The sequence below is a fragment of the Collinsella sp. CLA-ER-H10 genome, from assembly GCF_040092475.1.
GTDB lineage: Bacteria > Actinomycetota > Coriobacteriia > Coriobacteriales > Coriobacteriaceae > Collinsella.
This window is the reverse complement of record NZ_JBBNLM010000003.1, coordinates 22,200-41,506: the sequence shown is the minus strand read 5'-3', so window position 1 is coordinate 41,506 and position 19,307 is coordinate 22,200. Positions and strand designations below refer to the sequence as shown.

The 19,307-nt window shown below is 60.6% G+C and carries 15 protein-coding genes; 13 read left to right on the top strand and 2 right to left on the bottom strand.

Annotated features, from left to right (window positions below):
• Positions 1-2 precede the first annotated feature (2 nt).
• Entirely contained in the window at positions 3-566 is a 564-nt protein-coding gene (locus AAAX36_RS02485; RefSeq protein WP_349073872.1) for a DNA-deoxyinosine glycosylase, read from the top strand.
• 1 nt (position 567) lies between these two features.
• On the opposite strand, the gene AAAX36_RS02480 is transcribed toward AAAX36_RS02485, so the two are convergent.
• Positions 568-1,224 carry a hypothetical protein gene (locus tag AAAX36_RS02480; protein WP_349073871.1) on the bottom strand — a complete coding sequence of 219 codons (657 nt, stop codon included), beginning with the start codon at positions 1,222-1,224 and terminating at the stop codon, positions 568-570.
• A 93-nt stretch (positions 1,225-1,317) separates the two neighbouring features.
• Between AAAX36_RS02480 and AAAX36_RS02475 the strand changes: the two genes are divergently transcribed.
• From AAAX36_RS02475 to AAAX36_RS02450, 6 genes are all read left to right on the top strand, one after another.
• Positions 1,318-2,454, top strand: a complete 1,137-nt coding sequence (locus AAAX36_RS02475; protein WP_349073870.1) for an aminotransferase class I/II-fold pyridoxal phosphate-dependent enzyme — start codon at positions 1,318-1,320, stop codon at positions 2,452-2,454.
• A gap of 505 nt (positions 2,455-2,959) precedes the next feature.
• Positions 2,960-3,481, top strand: coding sequence for a 50S ribosomal protein L10 (gene rplJ, locus AAAX36_RS02470; protein WP_117745807.1), 522 nt, complete (start codon positions 2,960-2,962; stop codon positions 3,479-3,481).
• A gap of 102 nt (positions 3,482-3,583) precedes the next feature.
• On the top strand, positions 3,584-3,961 hold the full coding sequence (rplL, locus tag AAAX36_RS02465) for a 50S ribosomal protein L7/L12 (RefSeq protein ID WP_006235005.1): 378 nt from the start codon (positions 3,584-3,586) through the stop codon (positions 3,959-3,961).
• A gap of 314 nt (positions 3,962-4,275) precedes the next feature.
• A complete protein-coding gene (locus AAAX36_RS02460) occupies positions 4,276-5,184 on the top strand; it encodes a UTP--glucose-1-phosphate uridylyltransferase (protein WP_117745808.1) in 909 nt (302 codons plus the stop codon).
• Between the two features lie 287 nt (positions 5,185-5,471).
• Positions 5,472-8,963: a DNA-directed RNA polymerase subunit beta gene (locus AAAX36_RS02455; RefSeq protein WP_329738329.1), complete on the top strand. Its 3,492-nt coding sequence runs from the start codon at positions 5,472-5,474 to the stop codon at positions 8,961-8,963.
• A gap of 6 nt (positions 8,964-8,969) precedes the next feature.
• Positions 8,970-13,445, top strand: coding sequence for a DNA-directed RNA polymerase subunit beta' (locus AAAX36_RS02450; protein ID WP_329738328.1), 4,476 nt, complete (start codon positions 8,970-8,972; stop codon positions 13,443-13,445).
• A gap of 12 nt (positions 13,446-13,457) precedes the next feature.
• On the opposite strand, the gene AAAX36_RS02445 is transcribed toward AAAX36_RS02450, so the two are convergent.
• Positions 13,458-13,754, bottom strand: a complete 297-nt coding sequence (locus tag AAAX36_RS02445; protein WP_349073927.1) for a hypothetical protein — start codon at positions 13,752-13,754, stop codon at positions 13,458-13,460.
• Between AAAX36_RS02445 and AAAX36_RS02440 the strand changes: the two genes are divergently transcribed.
• The 6 genes from AAAX36_RS02440 to rpsJ all read left to right on the top strand — a co-directional run bounded on the left by AAAX36_RS02440 (position 13,647) and on the right by rpsJ (position 19,285).
• Complete coding sequence (locus AAAX36_RS02440) at positions 13,647-14,165, top strand: RNA polymerase sigma factor (protein WP_349073868.1); 519 nt, start codon at positions 13,647-13,649, stop codon at positions 14,163-14,165. The two genes, AAAX36_RS02445 and AAAX36_RS02440, sit on opposite strands and share 108 nt — an antisense overlap.
• A complete protein-coding gene (locus AAAX36_RS02435) occupies positions 14,116-15,192 on the top strand; it encodes a DUF4179 domain-containing protein (RefSeq protein WP_349073867.1) in 1,077 nt (358 codons plus the stop codon). Before AAAX36_RS02440 ends, AAAX36_RS02435 begins: the two co-directional genes overlap by 50 nt.
• Before the next feature lie 680 nt (positions 15,193-15,872).
• The gene (gene rpsL, locus AAAX36_RS02430; RefSeq protein WP_006235012.1) at positions 15,873-16,250 is read left to right on the top strand and encodes a 30S ribosomal protein S12; all 378 of its coding nucleotides are present in this window, start codon (positions 15,873-15,875) and stop codon (positions 16,248-16,250) included.
• Between the two features lie 73 nt (positions 16,251-16,323).
• On the top strand, positions 16,324-16,797 hold the full coding sequence (rpsG, locus tag AAAX36_RS02425; RefSeq protein WP_006235013.1) for a 30S ribosomal protein S7: 474 nt from the start codon (positions 16,324-16,326) through the stop codon (positions 16,795-16,797).
• A 19-nt stretch (positions 16,798-16,816) separates the two neighbouring features.
• Positions 16,817-18,916 (top strand): elongation factor G, encoded by a 2,100-nt coding sequence (gene fusA / locus AAAX36_RS02420; protein ID WP_117790123.1) that lies wholly within the window; start codon positions 16,817-16,819, stop codon positions 18,914-18,916.
• Between the two features lie 60 nt (positions 18,917-18,976).
• Positions 18,977-19,285, top strand: a complete 309-nt coding sequence (rpsJ, locus tag AAAX36_RS02415; RefSeq protein ID WP_022094184.1) for a 30S ribosomal protein S10 — start codon at positions 18,977-18,979, stop codon at positions 19,283-19,285.
• Positions 19,286-19,307: the final 22 nt, after the last annotated feature.

The following is a 19,307-nucleotide window of genomic DNA, read 5'->3' as shown; positions in this document are numbered from 1 at the left end:
CCATGGCAGCGTCTGACGAGGGCTATCAACATATTGAACATGGGTTTGAGCCCGTGTTCGACCAGCACTCGCGCGTTTTGGTGCTCGGGTCGTTTCCTTCGGTGCTTTCGCGCGCCAATGCCTTTTATTACGGCAACCCTCAGAATCGCTTTTGGCGTGTGATGGCCGCGTGCCTCGGTGTGCCTGTGCCACCCAACGAGGGCGACCTTTTGGCGGACAGCGAGCCCGCGACGCTCGACGCCTCGATTGCTGCCAAGCGATCCATGCTGCTTAACGGCGGCGTAGCCCTGTGGGATGTGATTGAGAGCTGCGACATTAAGGGCTCGAGTGACGCGAGCATTCGCAACGTTGTGCCGGCACATATCGAGCGCATTACCGGTGCAGCTCCCATTGAGCAGGTGATATGCAACGGAGGTACGGCGGGGCGCCTCTATAAGCGCTATCTACAGGAGCGGACGGGTCTGTCCGCTGTCGTATTGCCGTCAACTAGTCCCGCTAACGCGGCTTGGCGTCTGGAGCGCCTTGTTGAGTGCTGGCACGAAGCCGTTGACTGGGCCGCTCTCTAATTTAGATATTTGATTGAGCATGGGCGCCCAGACGTTTCAGAACGCCTCGCCAGATTGGCGCGGGCACGGCTGGCTCGGCGCAAACCATGCCGTCGACGTTGACGGCATTGCCGCCGCCAAGTCGCTGCGCATGCTCGACGGAGCAGCCCATGCGAACGGCGCCTACGAGCTTGTCCATCGCTTCGGAAAATGGCCGGCGCAAGAGGCCCATACGCGGGGAGTGGCGAAGCGCCGCAATACCGCTGCCGGCACAGACGACAACGCCGCCACACCACAATTGGTCATGGCGCTCACATGCCTTGTGCAGACGAACGGCGGTCCCGCGCGCCTGCTTAGCGCCCTCTTGTGCGGCTCGAATCGCGGCATAGACGCGCGTTCCCGTACCGCCAAAGCGCTCAAGCGCCTGCTCGATAGCTGTCAACGTCTCATCGTCAGCCACATCTTCAATGGCCAGCACGATGCCATCGGCAACGCTGCCGGCATCATCCGCCTCCAAATCAACCGGGCGGGGGAGCGCGGTGCCGGAAAGCTGTGCATAGGCGGCGATGGCATCTTGCAGGTCCCAGAGCAAAAACTCAAGATCGGCGCTATCGGGAATGCTGATATACGCAATGGTTCGCAACGTTTTTGGTACATCGCCGCGTGAGGTCGTCTCCATGCCGCCTCCTTTCCGGTTGGTTTCCGTTTAGGTTACACCGTCTGGCGGTGTCTCGCCGCGCTATCCTAATGCAACCCTTACGAAAGGAACGCCATGCGCCTGCCCATGAATACCTCGCTTGCCACGCTCAAGCCCTCCGGCATCCGTCGGATCAACGCGCTCGCTGCCCAGCACCCAGGATGCATTGCACTCGCGCTCGGCGAGCCCGATTTTCCCACGCCCGATGCGATTAGCGCCGAGGTGACGGCCGCGCTGGGCCGCGGCGACACGCACTATCCGCCCAACAACGGTCGCCCCGCCCTGCGCGAGGCGCTGTCTGCCTATATGGGGGACGCGGGCCTGGCGTTTTCGGCCGACGAGGTCATCCTGACCGACGGCGCGACCGAGGCCCTGTCGGCAGCATTCATGGCTATGCTCAACCCCGGCGACGAGGTCATCATCCCCACGCCGGCCTTTGGCCTGTACGAGAGCATCGTCGTGGCCAACCACGCCAAAGCGGTCTTTTTGGATACGGAGCCTGCGCAATTCCAGATCGATGAGGAGGCGCTTCGTGCCTGCATGACGCCGGCGACTAAGGCCATCGTCATCTGCTCGCCTAACAATCCCACGGGCTGCATCCTCGATGCGGCGTCGCTCGACGCCGTGGCACGCGTGGCGGAGCAGGCGGGCATCTACGTGGTCTGCGACGACGTATATAACCGCCTGGTCTATGTGGATGGCTACGAGCGCTTTGCCCAGCGCCACCCGGAGCTACGCGAGCAGACGGTGGTCATCGAGAGCTTCTCCAAGCCCTGGGCTATGACCGGCTGGCGCCTGGGTTGGCTCGCAGCCGTAACCCCCGTCATCGCCGAGATCGCAAAAGCCCACCAATACCTAGTATCGAGCGCCGTCTCCTTCGAGATGGACGCCGCAACGCGAGCCCTGACCGTCGACCCAACCCCCATGCTCAATGTCTACCGAGCCCGCCGCGAACGCGTGCTCGCAGCCTTAAGCGCCATGGGCCTCGACGTAGTGGAACCGGCGGGCGCCTTCTACGCTTTCCCGAGCATCAAAAAGTTCGGCCTAACCAGCGAAGACTTCTGTATCAAAGCCATCAAAGAAGCAAACGTAGCCCTAGTCCCGGGCGACTGTTTCGGCACCGAAGGCCACATCCGCCTAAGCTACTGCGTCTCCGACAAAGACCTGGACGAAGGTCTCCACCGCCTATCCACCTTCGTCTCAACCCTATAGCCATCAGGGACGCAACACATCAGCCCACCGACCCAAGCATTACGAGTGGGGGCGTCAGCCAATGAAAAACCGGGCTGCCCCAAAGTTGACGTAGGCCGCGCCGCCAAAGGCCAGGCGCAAGGTTTTCGTAGATTCCGCACGAGCCGGAAAGCACTTAATGTGCTTTCCGAGCGAGCCCAGGACCTGACCGAGCGAAAACCTTGCGCCCGGCCTTCGGCGGTGCGGCCGGATGGTGGAATTGTGTGCAGCCCGGTTTTCCGTTGACCGACGCCGGGGTCCCCGCCATAATACTTTCGGTTCACGCACGAATCCGCTGCCAGAGACAGCCGGCGCAAACGGGCATCGCCCGCGAGCTTAATGGGATATCCCGCCAGCCGAGGTGGTCGAGTAGATATGTCTTCTCGCCCCCGTCGCTCATGCAGCGCGGGGGCTTTCTTTTTGGACATGCCCCCGTCACGTCCTTGTGGCGGACCGTGCCCGGAAAGAATTCGAGGAGGTGTAATTCATGCCCCAGCAGTACAAAATCGACAAGGTTGCAGAGATCGAGTCCCGTATCGCCGAGAACGCCGGTCTGTTCGTCGTCAACTACAACGGTCTGACGGTTAAGCAGGCTCAGGAGCTGCGTCATCAGCTTCGCGAGTGCGGCGCCGAGATGAAGGTCTACAAGAACAACCTGGTCAAGATCGCCCTCAAGAACCAGGAGCAGCCCGAGATCGACGAGATCCTCGCCGGCCCCGTCGCTTATGTGTTCTACGAGTCCGAGCCGGTCGAGGCCGCTAAGGCCCTTAAGGACTTCTCCGCTAAGTCCAAGGGCGTCCTTGAGATCAAGGGCGGTATCTCCGACGGCAAGGCCGTTTCCGCTGATGATGTTAAGGCTATCGCCGAGCTGCCCACCAAGGATCAGCTTCTCGGCCAGATCGCCGGTCTCATCTCCGGTTTCGCTCGCGACATCGCTGTCTGCGTCAACGGCGTTTCCTCTGGTCTCGCTCGTTCGATTCAGCAGGTCTCCGAGCAGAAGGCAGCCTAGTTGCTGTTTTCACCCGCGGCGGCAACGCCGCACCCCTGGCGCATTCACGCCGTGTTTTAACTGATCTCCGTGCACAGACACGGAAACCGAAAGGACTTAGAAATGGCTAAGCTTACCACCGATGAGATCATCGATGCTCTTAAGGAAATGACCCTTCTCGAGGCTTCCGAGCTCGTCAAGGCTATCGAGGACACCTTCGGCGTTTCCGCCGCTGCTCCTGCCGCTGTTGTCGCCGCTCCCGCTGCTGGCGCCGCTGAGGCCGAGGAGAAGACCGAGTTTGACGTCGTGCTCGAGGGCTTCGGCGACAACAAGATCCAGGTCATCAAGGCCGTCCGTGAGCTCACCAACCTTGGCCTGAAGGAGGCCAAGGAGGTCGTCGAGGGCGCTCCCAAGGCTGTTCTCGAGGGTGCCAAGAAGGAGGACGCCGAGGCTGCCAAGGAGAAGCTCGAGGCTGCTGGCGCTGCTGTCACCCTCAAGTAATCAGGCTTTCTCGCCAGATTTCTTTGCAGACGGGGTTCGCATTGCGAGCCCCGTCTTTTTTGTTTTTCGGTCCCTCGACATCGGTAGCTCAAACTGCCATGTTCTGTGATTTGCGTCGTATCGGGCGCCCTGCCGTTGGGCAATAAAATTGCACCATTCGAGCAATAATTTGCGTTGACCTGCTGAAGAATTGTCTCTGCCTTGTAGCGACATATAGTTCCAGCGGTAAGATGCTTGGGTATCGCAATTTGGTCTGCGGCTGTGTGCCGCACGCATGGGGCGCTTTTGCGCCTGCGAAAGGATCTTTGAATAACATGAAGGCAATCATCCCCGCCGCCGGTCTTGGCACGCGTTTTCTGCCTGGCACCAAGTGCACGCCCAAAGAGATGCTGCCGGTGCTCGACAAGCCCGTCATTCAGTACGTCGTCGAGGAGGCGCTCGACCCCGAGGAAGTCGACGACGCCATCATCGTTACTTCTCCCGGCAAGCCCGAGCTGCTGAACTACTTCCAGCCCGATCGCTCGCTCGAGAACCTGCTGCGCGAGCGCGGCAAGAACGCCTATGCCGATGCCGTCGCCCACGCTGGCGGTATGCCGGTCGACTTCCGCTATCAGTACGAGCCCAAGGGCCTCGGCCATGCTATCCGCTCTGCTGCCGACGCCGTGGCAGGGGAGAACTTCCTGGTTCTTCTGGGCGACTACGTTGTGCCTAACCGCGACATCTGCGACAAGATGCTCGCCGTTTCCAAGGAGCACGGTGGCGCTTCGGTTATCGCCGTCGCTGCTTGCTCGCCCGAGGAAGTCAGCCGCTACGGCGTTATCGCCGGTGAGCGCGTCGGTTCGCTCGAGGGCGCCGAGGACGTTGCCGATGCAGAGCCGGGCGCTGTCTGGCGTATCGGCGGTCTGGTCGAGAAGCCCGCTCCCGAGGCGGCTCCGTCCAACCTGTACATTGTCGGCCGTTATCTGCTGAGCCCGCTGGTCATGGACCTGCTCGCTGATCAGCAGGCCGGCAAGGGCGGCGAGATTCAGCTCACCGACGCCATGGCCCGCTCGCTCGATCGCGAGGCTATGTACGCTGTCGTTATCGACCCGCTGTCGGGCTACGACACCGGCACCCCGTCTGGCTGGATGGCCACCAACGCCCTCATGGCCGCAAGCGATCCTCGCTTTGCCAGCGCCTTCTGGGACGCCATCGACGAGCGCGGCGGATTGATGCGCAAGTAAGCCTTCGGGCATCGACATTTACGGGCGCGGACCTCGGTTCGCGCCCGTTTTTTATAAGAGCTGCGATTGCCGGCTCTCTGTTCACAGAAAATATATGAACAGATGTTCGATACATATACATCTACCTGCGTGTTTTCTGTCGAAAAACTTTGCTACTCCAAAAACTCAATCGCGTCAAGGCTTTTCTTGCCCAACGGTCGGTACCTGATAAACTATTAGGTTGCGATAACTGGCGAAGCTATGCCTCGCCAACCCACCGAGCATTTCCGTGAAGGAGGAAAAACCTGGTGACCTACGCATACACTGCCACTGAGCGCAAGCGCGTCAGCTTCGGGAAAATCCCGGAGGCCATGGAGCTCCCCAACCTTATCTCTGTTCAAAGGGAATCCTTTGAGCGTTTTAAGGACGAGGGCCTTCGTGAGGCGTTCAAGGAATCCAGCCCCATCCAGAGCCAGAACCATGTTCTCGAGGTTACCTTCGGCGAGCATCAGTTCGGCGACCCTGCGCACACCGTCGAGGAGTGCCGCGAGAAGGACATGACCTATCAGGCCCCGCTCCTGACCGACGTCCGTCTCACCAACAAGGAGACCGGCGAGATCAAGGAGCAGCTCGTCTTTATGGGCGACTTCCCCATGATGACCGATCAGGGCACCTTCATCATCAACGGTACCGAGCGTATCGTCGTCTCGCAGCTCGTCCGTTCCCCGGGTGTGTACTACAGCTCCGAGATGGATTCGGGCAAGCAGATCTACAAGGCCCAGATCATCCCGTCCCGCGGTGCCTGGCTTGAGTTTGAGGTCGACAAGCGCGACCAGCTCATGGTCTCCATCGACCGTAAGCGTAAGCAGAGCGCCACGATGTTCCTGCGCGCCCTTGGCATCGCCGTCACCAACGACGACATCATCGAGCTGCTCGGCAACTCCGATGTGATTAAGCGCACCCTGGAGCGCGACACCGCTCTCACTCGCGAGGACGCCCTTATCGAGATCTACCGTCGCCTGCGCCCGGGCGAGCCTCCCACCGTGGACGCTTCCCGCAGCCTGCTCGAGGGCCTGCTCTTTAACCCGCAGCGCTACGATCTGGCCCGCGTCGGTCGTTACAAGGTCAACAAGAAGCTCAACCTCACCACCGAGGAAGAGGTCACGGTGCTCACCGACGAGGATATCGTCGCTACGCTGCGCTACCTGCTGTCCCTCGCCGCCGGCGAGCAGGGCTTCAAGGTCGACGACATCGACCACTTTGGCAACCGCCGCATCCGCACCGTCGGCGAGCTCGTCGCCAACCAGTTCCGTATCGGCATGAGCCGTATGGAGCGCGTTGTCCGTGAGCGCATGAGCTCCCAGGACATCGACGAGATCACCCCGCAGTCGCTCATCAACATCCGCCCGATCGTAGCCTCCATCAAGGAGTTCTTCGGTTCCTCGCAGCTCTCGCAGTTCATGGACCAGGCGAACCCCCTGACCGGTCTGACCCACAAGCGCCGTCTGTCCGCACTCGGCCCTGGCGGTCTTGCCGGCCACAAGTCCGGCTCCAGCCGCCGCACCAACGTGCCGACGGCCGTCCGCGACGTTCACAACTCGCACTACAGCCGCATGTGCCCGATCGAGACCCCCGAAGGCCCCAACATCGGCCTGATCGGCTCGCTCGCCCTCTACGCCCGCGTCAACGAGTACGGCTTCATCGAGGCCCCGTTCCGTCGCGTCGAGAACGGCGTTGCCACCGACCAGATCGACTGGATGACCGCTGACGAGGAAGAGAAGCACGTCATCGCGCCGGCCAACACGCCGCTCGATCCCAAGACCAACGAGTTCATCACGACCGATGCCGAGGGCAAGATCGTCCGTCCGCACACCGTGATCGCCCGTACCCGCGACTTCGACGGCTCCTTCGGCGCTCCCGCCGACGTGCCCGTCGAGGACGTCGACTACATGGACGTCTCGCCGCGTCAGATGCTCTCCGTCGCAGCCACGCTGATCCCGTTCCTCGAGCACGACGACGCCAAGCGTACGCTGATGGGCGCCAACATGCAGCGTCAGGCCGTGCCGCTGGTTCACCCTGCCGCTCCCTATGTCGGTACCGGCATGGAGCGTCGCGCCGCCCTGGACTCTGGCGAGGTCACCCTGGCCAAGAACGCCGGCGAGGTCATCTTTGCCGACGCTTCCAAGATTATCGTCAAGCATGCCGGTGGCATGGACGAGTATCACCTGGCCAAGTACCAGCGCTCCAACCAGTCCACTTGCATCAACCACCGTCCGCTCGTGCGTGTCGGTGACACCGTTGAGCAGGGCGAGCCTCTGGCCGATGGTCCTTCGACCGATCATGGCGAGCTCGCACTGGGCCAGAACCTCACCGTGGCATACATGCCGTGGGAAGGCTTCAACTACGAGGACGGTATCGTCGTGTCCGAGCGCCTGGTGGCCGAGGACCTGCTGACGACCATCAATATCACCCGTCACGAGATCGACGCCCGCGACACCAAGCTCGGTCCCGAGGAGATCACTCGCGAGATCCCGAACCTCTCCGAGGATATGCTTGCCAACCTCGACGAGGACGGCATCATCCGCATCGGCGCCGAGGTCGGTCCTGGTGACATCCTGGTCGGCAAGGTCACGCCTAAGGGCGAGAGCGCTCTGACCGCCGAGGAGCGCCTGCTGCGCGCCATCTTCGGTGCCAAGGCTCACGACGTTCGCGACACTTCCCTTAAGATGCCTCACGGCGCTTACGGCCGCGTCATCGACGTCGTCCGCTTTAGCCGCGAGAACGGCGACGATCTGGCCCCCGGCGTTAACGAGCAGGTGCGCGTCTACGTCGCCCAGCGTCGTAAGATCCAGCAGGGCGATAAGATCGCCGGTCGCCACGGCAACAAGGGTGTTATCTGTAACGTTCTGCCGGTCGAGGACATGCCCTACATGGCTGACGGTACCCCGATCGACGTTATCCTCAACCCGCTGGGCGTTCCTTCGCGTATGAACGTCGGCCAGCTGCTCGAGTGCCACCTTGGCTGGGCTGCTGCCTGCGGTTGGGATACCGAGGATGCCGACTCCGACAAGTATGTCCCCGGTCCGTTCTTCACCGCGACGCCCGTCTTCGACGGCGCCAAGGAGGACGAGATCGCCGAGGTCATCCGTCGCGCCAACAAGAACATGCTCAACAAGGCCACCGCTGCCTTTGGCGATCATATGCGCCCCGAGTTTGTCACCCAGCTTGACGAGCGCGGCAAGACCCGTCTGTTCGACGGCCGCACCGGCGAGGAGTTCCGCGAGCCCATTACCGTGGGCACGTCCTACATCCTCAAGCTCGGCCACATGGTCGATGACAAGATTCACGCACGTTCGACCGGTCCTTACAGCCTGGTTACCCAGCAGCCTCTGGGCGGCAAGGCTCAGTTCGGCGGCCAGCGCTTCGGCGAGATGGAAGTTTGGGCACTGTACGCTTACGGTGCTTCCAACGTCCTGCAGGAGATCCTGACCGTCAAGTCCGACGATACCGTGGGCCGCGTCAAGACCTACGAGTCCATCGTCAAGGGCGAGAACGTTCCTGTTCCGGGTATCCCCGAGTCCTTCAAGGTTCTCGTCAAGGAGATTCGCTCCCTCGCGCTGGACATCGAGCCCATGCACGATGCCGACGAGGACGCCTCCGCCCCTGTGACCGCCGAGGAGACCTCTGCTCTCGACGACCTGGCTGCGCTCGCCGGCGTTGACGCCGACGTCGAGGCCCAGGATGCCGAGACCGCCGAGGCACCCGAGGCTGTCGCCGCCACGACCACTGATAAGGAGTAGTTGACTGTGGCAGATTTCGAAGCTACTGATTTTGACTCGGTAAAGATCTCCCTTGCCTCCGCCGACCAGATCCGTTCCTGGTCGCACGGTGAGGTCAAGAAGCCGGAGACCATTAATTACCGTACCCTCAAGCCCGAGAAGGACGGCCTGTTCTGCGAGAAGATCTTCGGTCCCGCCAAGGACTGGGAGTGCTCCTGCGGCAAGTACAAGGGCATCCGCTTTAAGGGCATCGTCTGCGAGCGCTGCGGCGTCGAGGTCACCTCGGCCAAGGTGCGTCGCGACCGCATGGGTCACATCGAGCTCGCCGCTCCCGTGTCCCACATCTGGTACTTCAAGAGCCCCACGAGCTTCCCGATGAGCCGTATGCTCGACATCAAGTCCAAGGACCTCGAGAAGGTTCTGTACTTTGCCAGCTACATCATCACCGAGGTCGACTACGAGGCTCGCGAGGCCGACGCTGACGACCTGCGCGAGGAGCTCGCCGCCGATCTGGAAGAGATCGATGCCGAGTGCGCCCGCCAGATCGAGTCCCTCAAGGAGCAGGGCAACCCCGAGAACTTTGACGAGTTCTCCGACGAGGAGCCGCTGACCCCCGAGGAGATCGCCTCTGGCATCGTCGACATCGAGGAAGAGTGCAAGGACGAGAAGCAGCTCCGCACGGACGCCTTCAACGCCTTCATGAAGCTCACCGAGCGCGACCTCATCTCCGATGAGCCGCTGTTCCGCGAGATGACCCGTTACTACTCCATGTACTTCAAGGGTGGTATGGGTGCCGAGGCCGTCCGCGACCTGCTCGCTGCCATCGACCTCCCCTCCGAGGCCGAGAAGCTCAAGGCCATCATCGCCGACGAGGACTCCCAGAAGCAGAAGCGCGAGAAGGCCGTCAAGCGCCTCGAAGTCGTTGACGCCTTCCTGAAGGGCGGCAACAGCCCCGCGAACATGATCCTGGACGTCATCCCGGTCATTCCGCCCGATCTGCGCCCGATGGTTCAGCTCGACGGCGGCCGCTTCGCCGCATCCGACCTCAACGACCTGTATCGTCGCGTGATCAACCGTAACAACCGACTCAAGCGCCTGCTCGACCTGGACGCCCCCGCGATCATCGTGAACAACGAGAAGCGCATGCTCCAGGAGTCCGTGGACGCCCTGTTCGACAACGGCCGTCGTGGTCGCCCGGTCTCTGGCCGTGGCGGTCGCCCGCTCAAGTCGCTCGCCGAGGCCCTCAAGGGCAAGCAGGGTCGTTTCCGTCAGAACCTGCTGGGCAAGCGTGTCGACTACTCCGGCCGTTCGGTCATCGTTACCGACCCCAAGCTGCTGCTGCACCAGTGCGGTCTGCCCAAGACCATGGCGCTGGAGCTCTTCAAGCCCTTCGTCATGAAGCGCCTGGTCGAGCTTGGCAAGGTCGAGAACATCAAGGGCGCCAAGCGCGCTATCGACCGCGGTGCCACCTTTGTGTGGGATATCCTCGAAGAGGTCATCGACGGCCGCGTCGTGCTGCTCAACCGTGCACCGACCCTGCACCGTCTGTCCATCCAGGCCTTTGAGCCGGTGCTGGTCGAGGGCAAGGCTATCCACCTGCATCCGCTGGTCTGCTCGCCCTTCAACGCCGACTTCGACGGCGACCAGATGTCTGTCCACGTGCCGCTGTCCAGCCAGGCTCAGGCCGAGGCTCGCGTGCTCATGCTCTCTGCGAACAACCTGCGCTCGCCGGCATCCGGCAAGCCGGTCAACATCCCCTCGCAGGACATGATCATCGGTGTGTACTACCTCACCCAGGTCCGCGACGGCCTGCCCGGCGAGAACCACGTGTTCGCCAGCTTCGACGACGCGCTGCACGCCTATGACTGCCGCTCCGAGGTCGACATGCAGGCCAAGATCCAGGTCCGCGTGTCCGCCGAGAACGCCAACGTCATCAACGAGGACGGCACCCGTATCTTCCGCGTCAAGAACGGCAAGAACGAGTTTGTCGACTACGACGTCACCGGCAACAAGACCGCGCGCTTTGAGACCTCTATCGGCCGCATCATCTTCAACCGCCAGTGCCTGCCCGAAGACTACGAGTTCATGAACTACAAGATGGTCAAGGGCGATGTGGCCAAGCTGGTTGCCGACTGCTGCGATCGTTACCCCGAGGCCAAGGTCGGCCCGATTCTCGACGCCATCAAGTACTCCGGCTTCCACTACGCTACCCGCGCCGGCCTCACCATCTCGGTATGGGACGCTCTCATCCCTGCCGAGAAGCAGGAACTGCTCGATCGCGCCCAGGCCAACGTCGACCAGATCAACGAGTACTTCGAGGAGGGCTTCATCAACGAGACGGAGCGCCACATCGAAGTCGTTAACGAGTGGACCGCTTGTACCGACAAGGTCGCAGCGCTCATGCTCGACATGTTCGACGAGGAGAACCCGCTCTACATGATGGCCGACTCCGGCGCCCGTGGTTCTAAGACCCAGCTGCGTCAGCTCGGTGGTATGCGTGGCCTGATGGCAGACATGTCCGGCGAGACGATCGACCTTCCCATTAAGGCGAACTTCCGCGAGGGCCTGCTGCCGCTCGAGTACTTCATTTCGACCTACGGCGCCCGTAAGGGCCTGGTCGATACTGCATCCCACACCTCGGACTCTGGTTACCTGACCCGTCGTCTGGTCGACGTGGCCCAGGACGTCATCGTCCGCGAGGAGGACTGTGGTACGCACGAGGGCGTCACCTACAACCTCATCATTCCCGGCACCACCGACCTCAACACCGACCTCGTCGGCCGTTGCTTCATTGAGGACGTCGTGGCTCCCGATGGCACCGTGCTCTTTGAACAGGACGGCTACATCGAGAAGGTCGCCGACATCCAGAAGATGGTCGATGCGGGCCTCAAGAAGGTCAAGCTCCGCGCGCTGCTCACCTGCCGCTCCAAGTACGGCGTGTGCCAGAAGTGCTATGGCTGGGATCTTTCCACCCGTCGTCCGGTCGCCATCGGTACCGCGGTCGGCATTATTGCCGCCCAGTCCATCGGCGAGCCCGGTACGCAGCTTACGATGCGTACCATTCACTCCGGCGGCGTCGCTGGCGTCGACGATATTACGCAGGGTCTGCCTACGGTCAGCCGTATGTTCGATATCGTCGGCAACGTCAACGAGAAGATCCTGGGTCGCGAGGCCGAGCTGGCTCCGTACTCCGGTCACCTCTCGATTAAGCCCGAGAAGTCCGAGTACGTGCTGACGCTCACCGACTCCGAGGACCACACCCGTGTCCTCGACGAGCGTCGCGTCCCCGCTTCGGTGCGCTTTATGCCCGAGATCGAGGACGGCTGTGAGGTTCGCGCCGGCGACCAGATCACCAAGGGCTTCGTCAACTTCCGCAACCTGCGTAAGCTGACCGACATCGAGTCGACGATGCACACCTTCGTCGAGAGCGTTAAGGACGTCTACACCAGCCAGGGCGTCGACCTGAACGACAAGCACATCGAGGTACTCGCACGTCAGATGCTGCGTCGCGTTCAGATCACCAACCCCGGCGACTCCAAGTACCTGCTTGGTCAGTACGTCGATCGCTACGAGTTCGCCGACGAGGTCGAGCGCGTTGCCCGTCTGGGCGGTCAGGCTCCTGTGGCCGAGCCCGTCATCCTGGGTACGCTCAAGGTCGCGTCCAACATCGACTCCTGGCTGTCGAGCGCTTCGTTCATCCGTACCGCTGGCGTCCTTACCGAGGCTGCCATTGAGGGCAAGGTCGATCACCTGCTCGACCTTAAGTCCAACGTCATCGTCGGTAAGAAGATCCCGGCTGGTACCGGCCTCAAGCCGTACGCCAACGCCAAGCTGACGTATCGCACGGCCGACGGCTATGTCGACATCGACGGCCCGGCTTCGCCCAACGCCAAGTCGCTGCCCGAGTGGGCTCCGGTTGAGCTCAAGGACCTGGACGAGCAGCTCCCGCAGCAGCTCGACTGGGCCGGCTACGACGAGTTCGGTGGTGCTGACGGTTCGTTCACCCGCAACGGCCACACCATCTCCGCCGAGAAGGCTCGCCTGTACCTGTTCGACGACCTGGGCGTGTCGCAGCGCTGGACCAACAAGTTCAGCGAGGTCGGCATCGAGACGGTCGGCGACCTGGTTGGCAAGTCCGAGGAGGATCTGCTGCGCATCGATGGCATCGGTGCCAAGGCAATCGAGGAGCTCCGTGACGGTCTGGAGGCCCACGACCTGCTCTACATCCTCGAGAACAACGACGACGTTGCCGACGAGGAAGACCTCTCGCAGCTGCTGCAGATGGTCTTTAGCCCCGACGGTCCGGACGATATCCTGCTGGGCACCTCCGCTCCGACGCATCACGCCGACGCCGACGAGGAGCTCCTGGGCGCCCCGATCGACGACAAGAAGGCTCCCGCCAACGGCGCGATCAACGAGGACATGGCTTCTCTCGACGAGCTGCTTAACCAGCTCGTGGACACCGACGACGCCGAAGAGGCCAAGGACAACGACGAGGAGTAATTTCCTAGTACGTTAACCGCCCTTCCAAAGACCCGTTTCCCAACAGGGAAGCGGGTCTTTTTTGTTGAGGAAAACCTGCCAAAAGGGGACAGGTTTATTTTGGTAGGTTTTTCCTGCTTGAATTTGAAACATTTCGTCCGGCCAGAGCGTATCTATGGTGAGGGCCTCATCAAGAATCATTAACGTCACCGGGAGGTGATTATGGAAGAACAAGCATTTAGACAGGCGGTCGAAGATCACCGGGATGTCGTGTTTCGGATCGCATTGACGTACCTGCGCGATCGTGCCGACGCTGACGATGTTGCCCAAGATGTCTTTCTTAAGTTGCTTAAAAGCGATGGAAACTTTGAGAGTTGGGAGCATCTTCGCCGCTGGCTTATCCGGGTCACGATCAATGAATGCAAATCGCTCTTTCGAAAGCCATGGAGGCGCGTGGAGGATATTGAGAACCTGGCCGATTCGCTTTCGGCGGCGCAGGATGAGACCAAGGCGGTCCTGTCAGACGTTATGCGACTTCCGGAGCGATTCCGCGTTCCCATCGTGCTCTATTACTATCTGGGCTTTTCGACCTCAGAGATTGCCGAGTTGTTGCATGTACCAGCCGCGACCGTTCGAACGCGTTTGGCTCGCGGCAGGTCGAAGCTCAAGTTCATCCTAGAGGAGGGCGACCGTGAAATCCAATCAAATCAAGCAGGCCTTCGAGTCCATCCAAGCCGATAGCGATCTTGCCGATCGCGTTCTTAATGCAGCTGAAGGCGAGCCGCTTCGCAAAAGGGGTCATGCTAAGCCCCTCTATGTTGCGGTTATCGGGTGTCTTGTCGGAGTGTTGGCGACCGGAGGGGTCGCCTACGCCGTTATCAATTCCAGCTATTTTGCCTCAGCCTGGGGAAACCACGGCAACGGGGATTCCATTACCTGGACAAACGGCGGCTCATCGGGGACTAAATATACCTACACCAGAGAGTTTGGTGATGGCATCGCGCCCCAAAGCCTAGAAGGCGCAGTCCAGGAGGTTAATCTGTCCGTCGAGGGTAATGGCTATACGCTCGATATCCATGAGATGGCTATCGACCAAAACGGCTGCGGAGCCGTGACGTTTACGTTGTCGAATCCAAATGGCGTTAACTACTACAAGCCGGCAGCAGAGACAGGCGAACTTGTTCTCTATGGTGAAGAAGAACAAGGCATCGGCACGCCCAGCATGAACTTCGGCGAGGAATGGGCTGACACACGCTGCACCACTGATAAAGACACATCAAGCGACACGGTCATTAACGGCACGATGTACTTTGCATCTTGGAATCGCGATCGAGATTTACGACATGCGGTCACCTGGAATATCTGCTGGACTGAGGGCGAAGGCGAGGACGCGAAGCTGTTCGAAGCATCGACGCCCGAGTTTAGCGTTGGAGCGTACGTCGATACAAAGGAACTCCGCTCCGATGACTCGCCTCTCGAGATCAGCCCGTTTTCCATCCAGACGCACATCGATGATCTGGGCTATGAAGCAGTTGATCATAAACTGACCGTCAGCTACAAGGATGGATCGGAGCAGATTATCGAAGATGACGACGCAGGGGCGTACAATTTCTATGTTTCGATGGCACGCAATAGCGGAGAGAACATTTGGGTGCCAACGAAGTTGATTGATGTCGACCAAGTGGTTTCAGTAACGCTCGAAGGCACACGCTGCACTTCAACAGGGGGCGCCGAAACGTCGGAACCCTTTACCATCGTCTATTCGTAAGATTTGGGGCCGCTTCCTACTAGGGGAAGCGGCCTTCTTTGCGGTAAATGGGCGGTTAGACCGCACGATATTCGCCTGTATTTCTGAAGTATGCGGCAAAATCTTGATGGGTCGACCACACCGTATATGCTCAAGCGTTCTACCTGCGGGTTTGTTATCGCAAAATCCCTGTGTGCTCGGTAAGTTCATAATTTGCCGCATACTTCCGAAAACACCGTCAATCTACAGTGTTAGTGAGGTCGGATCACCGCTGGAGCGCGACGTTTCCCCAGATAAAACCGACCAAAATAAACCTGTCCCTTTTTGGTAGGGAACGTTGCCCCGACGAGCACGTCGGATTCCCGGTCCGGGCGGCCCGCTGTTTAAGTTTGTCGCGAGTTCCGCACGCAAAGGAAAGCACTTAATGTGCTTTCCGTCTTGCGCAGGACTGTAGAGCAGCAAACTTAAACAGCGGGCCGCCCGGACCGGGAATCCGCCCCCGCGCACAGAAGGGGATTCCTTTTGTGTAGGCTTTGCGGAAATGTGCCTATTTTGGGATACGCCCGGCGGCGTGGTCTGTTGACGGCACAGCTAACGCCACGTATCCTATCGAACTGCGTGTTTCGTAGGGGGATGCTGACCCCTCGATTCAAGCCGTTGCACTTTACAGAAAGCTGGAATCATTCGAGAAGGAGTACGCTTTGCCTACTATTAACCAGCTGGTTCGCCAGGGCCGTCGTTCCGTGCCCAAGAAGTCCAAGAACGCTGCTCTGCAGCACAACTCCCAGAAGCGCGGCGTGTGCACCCGCGTCTTCACCACGAGCCCCAAGAAGCCGAACTCGGCTCTTCGTAAGGTTGCCCGTGTTCGCCTTGTCAACGGCATCGAAGTTACTGCTTACATCCCGGGTGAGGGCCACAACCTGCAGGAGCACTCCATCGTGCTCGTCCGCGGCGGTCGTGTCCGTGACCTCCCTGGTGTCCGTTATCACGTCATCCGTGGCGCCTACGACGCTGCTCCGGTCCAGAACCGTATGCAGGCCCGTTCCAAGTACGGTGCTAAGCGCCCCAAGGCCAAATAAGCCAGATAACGTTTTGATACTTTCGCCGTGTGCCGCCTAAGCGCCGCACGGTAGACACTTAAGGAGATTTCACATGCCGCGTCGTGCAGCAGCTAATCGTCGTGAGGTTCAGCCTGACGCCGTTTACAACAACCGCCTGGTGACTCAGCTCATCAACAAGGTCCTTCTTGACGGCAAGAAGGCCACCGCTGAGCGCATCGTTTACACCGCTTTCGAGATCGTTGCCGAGAAGTCCGAGGGTGGCGACGCTCTCGCTACCTTCAAGAAGGCTATGGACAACGTCAAGCCCACGCTCGAGGTTAAGCCCAAGCGTGTCGGTGGCGCTACCTATCAGGTCCCGATGGAGGTCAACTCCCGTCGTTCCACCGCTCTGGGTATCCGCTGGATCGTCAACTTCTCCCGCGCTCGCAAGGAGAAGACCATGGCCGAGCGTCTCGCTAACGAGATCCTCGACGCTTCCAACGGCCTGGGCGCTTCCGTCAAGAAGCGTGAGGACGTCTTCAAGATGGCCGAGGCCAACCGCGCGTTCTCTCACTATCGTTGGTAAGTTAAGGTAAGGAACTAACATGGCTAAGCCTAAGTACAAGCTTTCCGATACCCGTAACATCGGCATCATGGCCCACATCGATGCCGGTAAGACCACCACGACCGAGCGTATTCTTTACTACACCGGTAAGACCCACAAGATCGGTGAGGTCCATGAGGGCGCTGCCACCATGGACTGGATGGTTCAGGAGCAGGAGCGCGGCGTAACCATTACCTCCGCTGCTACCACGTGCTTCTGGAACAAGGACGGTAAGGACTACCGCATCCAGATCATCGACACCCCGGGCCACGTTGACTTCACCGCCGAGGTCGAGCGCTGCCTGCGCGTCCTCGATGGTGCTGTCGCCGTCTTCGACGCCGTTGCCGGCGTTCAGCCCCAGTCTGAGACCGTTTGGCGTCAGGCTTCTACCTTCAACGTCCCCCGCATCGCCTTCATCAACAAGTATGACCGCGTGGGCGCTGACTTCTTCAACGCTATCGAGACCATGAAGGATCGTCTCGACGCCAACGCTGTGGCCGCTCAGGTCCCGATGGGCGCCGAGGACAACTTCTGGGGCGTCATCGACCTCGTCACCATGACCGCATGGGACTTCAAGGCCGACGACAAGGGCATGACCTACCCCGAGCCGATGGACGAGATCCCGGCTGAGTTCGCCGACATCGCTGCCACCAAGCGCGAGGAGCTCCTCGACGCTGCTGCCAGCTTTGACGACGAGCTCATGGAGAAGATCCTCATGGAGGAGGACTTCACCGTCGAGGAGCTCAAGGCTGCTCTGCGCAAGGGCGTTCTGGCCAACGAGCTCAACCTCGTCTTCGTGGGTTCCGCCTACAAGAACAAGGGTGTTCAGGAGCTGCTCGACGCTGTCGTCGACTACCTGCCCAGCCCGCTTGACGTTGAGGCCGTCACTGGTACCGATCCGGACACCGGCGAGGAGATCCAGCGTCATCCTTCCTTCGACGAGCCCTTCTCCGGCCTGGTCTTCAAGATCATGACCGACCCGTTCGTCGGTAAGCTCACCTACGTCCGCGTTTACTCCGGCCGTGCCGAGTCCGGCTCCTACGTGGTCAACGCCTCCAACGGTCAGCGCGAGCGCCTCGGCCGCATCCTCGAGATGAACGCTGCCGAGCGTATCGACCGTGACGACGCTGCCGCCGGCGACATCGTCGCTTGCGTCGGTTTCAAGAACTCCACCACCGGTGACACCCTGTGCGCCGAGGGCAAGGAGATCGTCCTCGAGAAGATCGAGTTCGCTAAGCCCGTTATCGACGTTGCCATCGAGCCCAAGACTAAGGCCGAGCAGGACAAGATGTCCCTGGCTCTGACCAAGCTCGCCGAGGAGGACCCGACCTTCCAGGTGTCCACCAACCACGAGACCGGCCAGACCATCATCGCCGGCATGGGCGAGCTGCACCTCGAGATCATCGTCGACCGTCTGCTCCGCGAGTTCAAGGTTGACGCTAACGTTGGTAAGCCCCAGGTTGCCTACCGCGAGACCGCTGGTCACGACGTCGAGAAGGCTGAGGGCAAGTTCGTCCGTCAGTCCGGCGGTCGCGGTCAGTACGGCCATGCTGTCATCAAGCTCGAGAAGATGGAGGAGGGCTTCGGCTACGAGTTCGTCAACGCTATCGTCGGCGGCGTCGTGCCCAAGGAGTACATCCCGTCCATCGACAAGGGCATCCAGGAGGCCCTGAACACCGGTGTTATCGCCGGCTTCCCGGTCCTCGACGTTAAGGTCACCCTGTTCGACGGTTCTTACCACGAGGTCGACTCCTCCGAGGCCGCCTTCAAGATCGCCGGTTCCATGGCTATCAAGGACGCCCTCAAGAAGTCCGATCCGCAGCTGCTCGAGCCGATCATGGCTGTCGAGGTCGAGACCCCCGAGCAGTACATGGGCGACGTTATGGGCAACCTCTCCGGTCGCCGCGGCAAGATCGAGGGCATGGAGGATCGCAAGAACAGCAAGCTCATCCGTGCCAAGGTGCCGCTGGGCGAGATGTTCGGTTACGCTACCGACCTTCGCTCCCAGACCCAGGGCCGTGCATCCTACACGATGCAGTTCGACTCTTATGAGCCCGCGCCCAAGTCCATTGTGGACGAGGTCATGAGCAAGAACGCCTAAGTTCGAGCTCCCTGTTACGTAATCCGCGAGAACATCTCTCGCACTCTTTGGAGGTTTAAGTTGGCTACCCAGAAGATCCGCATTCGCCTCAAGGGCTATGATCACGAGGTCGTCGATCAGTCCGCGAAGCTCATCGTCGAGACCGCTCAGAAGACCGGCGCTCGCGTTTCCGGTCCTGTCCCCCTGCCCACCGAGCGCAACCTGTACACGGTTATCCGCTCGCCGCACGTGAACAAGGACTCCCGTGAGCAGTTCGAGATGCGCACCCACAAGCGCCTCATCGACATCCTCGACCCCACCTCGGGCACCGTTGATTCGCTCATGCGTCTCGACCTCCCCGCTGGCGTCGACATCGACATCAAGCTCTAAGCGATATCGCTCATAGCTTAAA

Coding starts and splice junctions, on each gene's coding strand:
- AAAX36_RS02475 (WP_349073870.1), top strand. CDS start 1,318: ATGCGCCTGCCCATGAATACCTCGCTTGCCACGCTCAAGCCCTCCGGC.
- AAAX36_RS02485 (WP_349073872.1), top strand. CDS start 3: ATGGCAGCGTCTGACGAGGGCTATCAACATATTGAACATGGGTTTGAG.
- fusA (WP_117790123.1), top strand. CDS start 16,817: ATGGCTAAGCCTAAGTACAAGCTTTCCGATACCCGTAACATCGGCATC.
- AAAX36_RS02440 (WP_349073868.1), top strand. CDS start 13,647: ATGGAAGAACAAGCATTTAGACAGGCGGTCGAAGATCACCGGGATGTC.
- rplL (WP_006235005.1), top strand. CDS start 3,584: ATGGCTAAGCTTACCACCGATGAGATCATCGATGCTCTTAAGGAAATG.
- AAAX36_RS02480 (WP_349073871.1), bottom strand. CDS start 1,224: ATGGAGACGACCTCACGCGGCGATGTACCAAAAACGTTGCGAACCATT.
- rpsG (WP_006235013.1), top strand. CDS start 16,324: ATGCCGCGTCGTGCAGCAGCTAATCGTCGTGAGGTTCAGCCTGACGCC.
- AAAX36_RS02460 (WP_117745808.1), top strand. CDS start 4,276: ATGAAGGCAATCATCCCCGCCGCCGGTCTTGGCACGCGTTTTCTGCCT.
- rplJ (WP_117745807.1), top strand. CDS start 2,960: ATGCCCCAGCAGTACAAAATCGACAAGGTTGCAGAGATCGAGTCCCGT.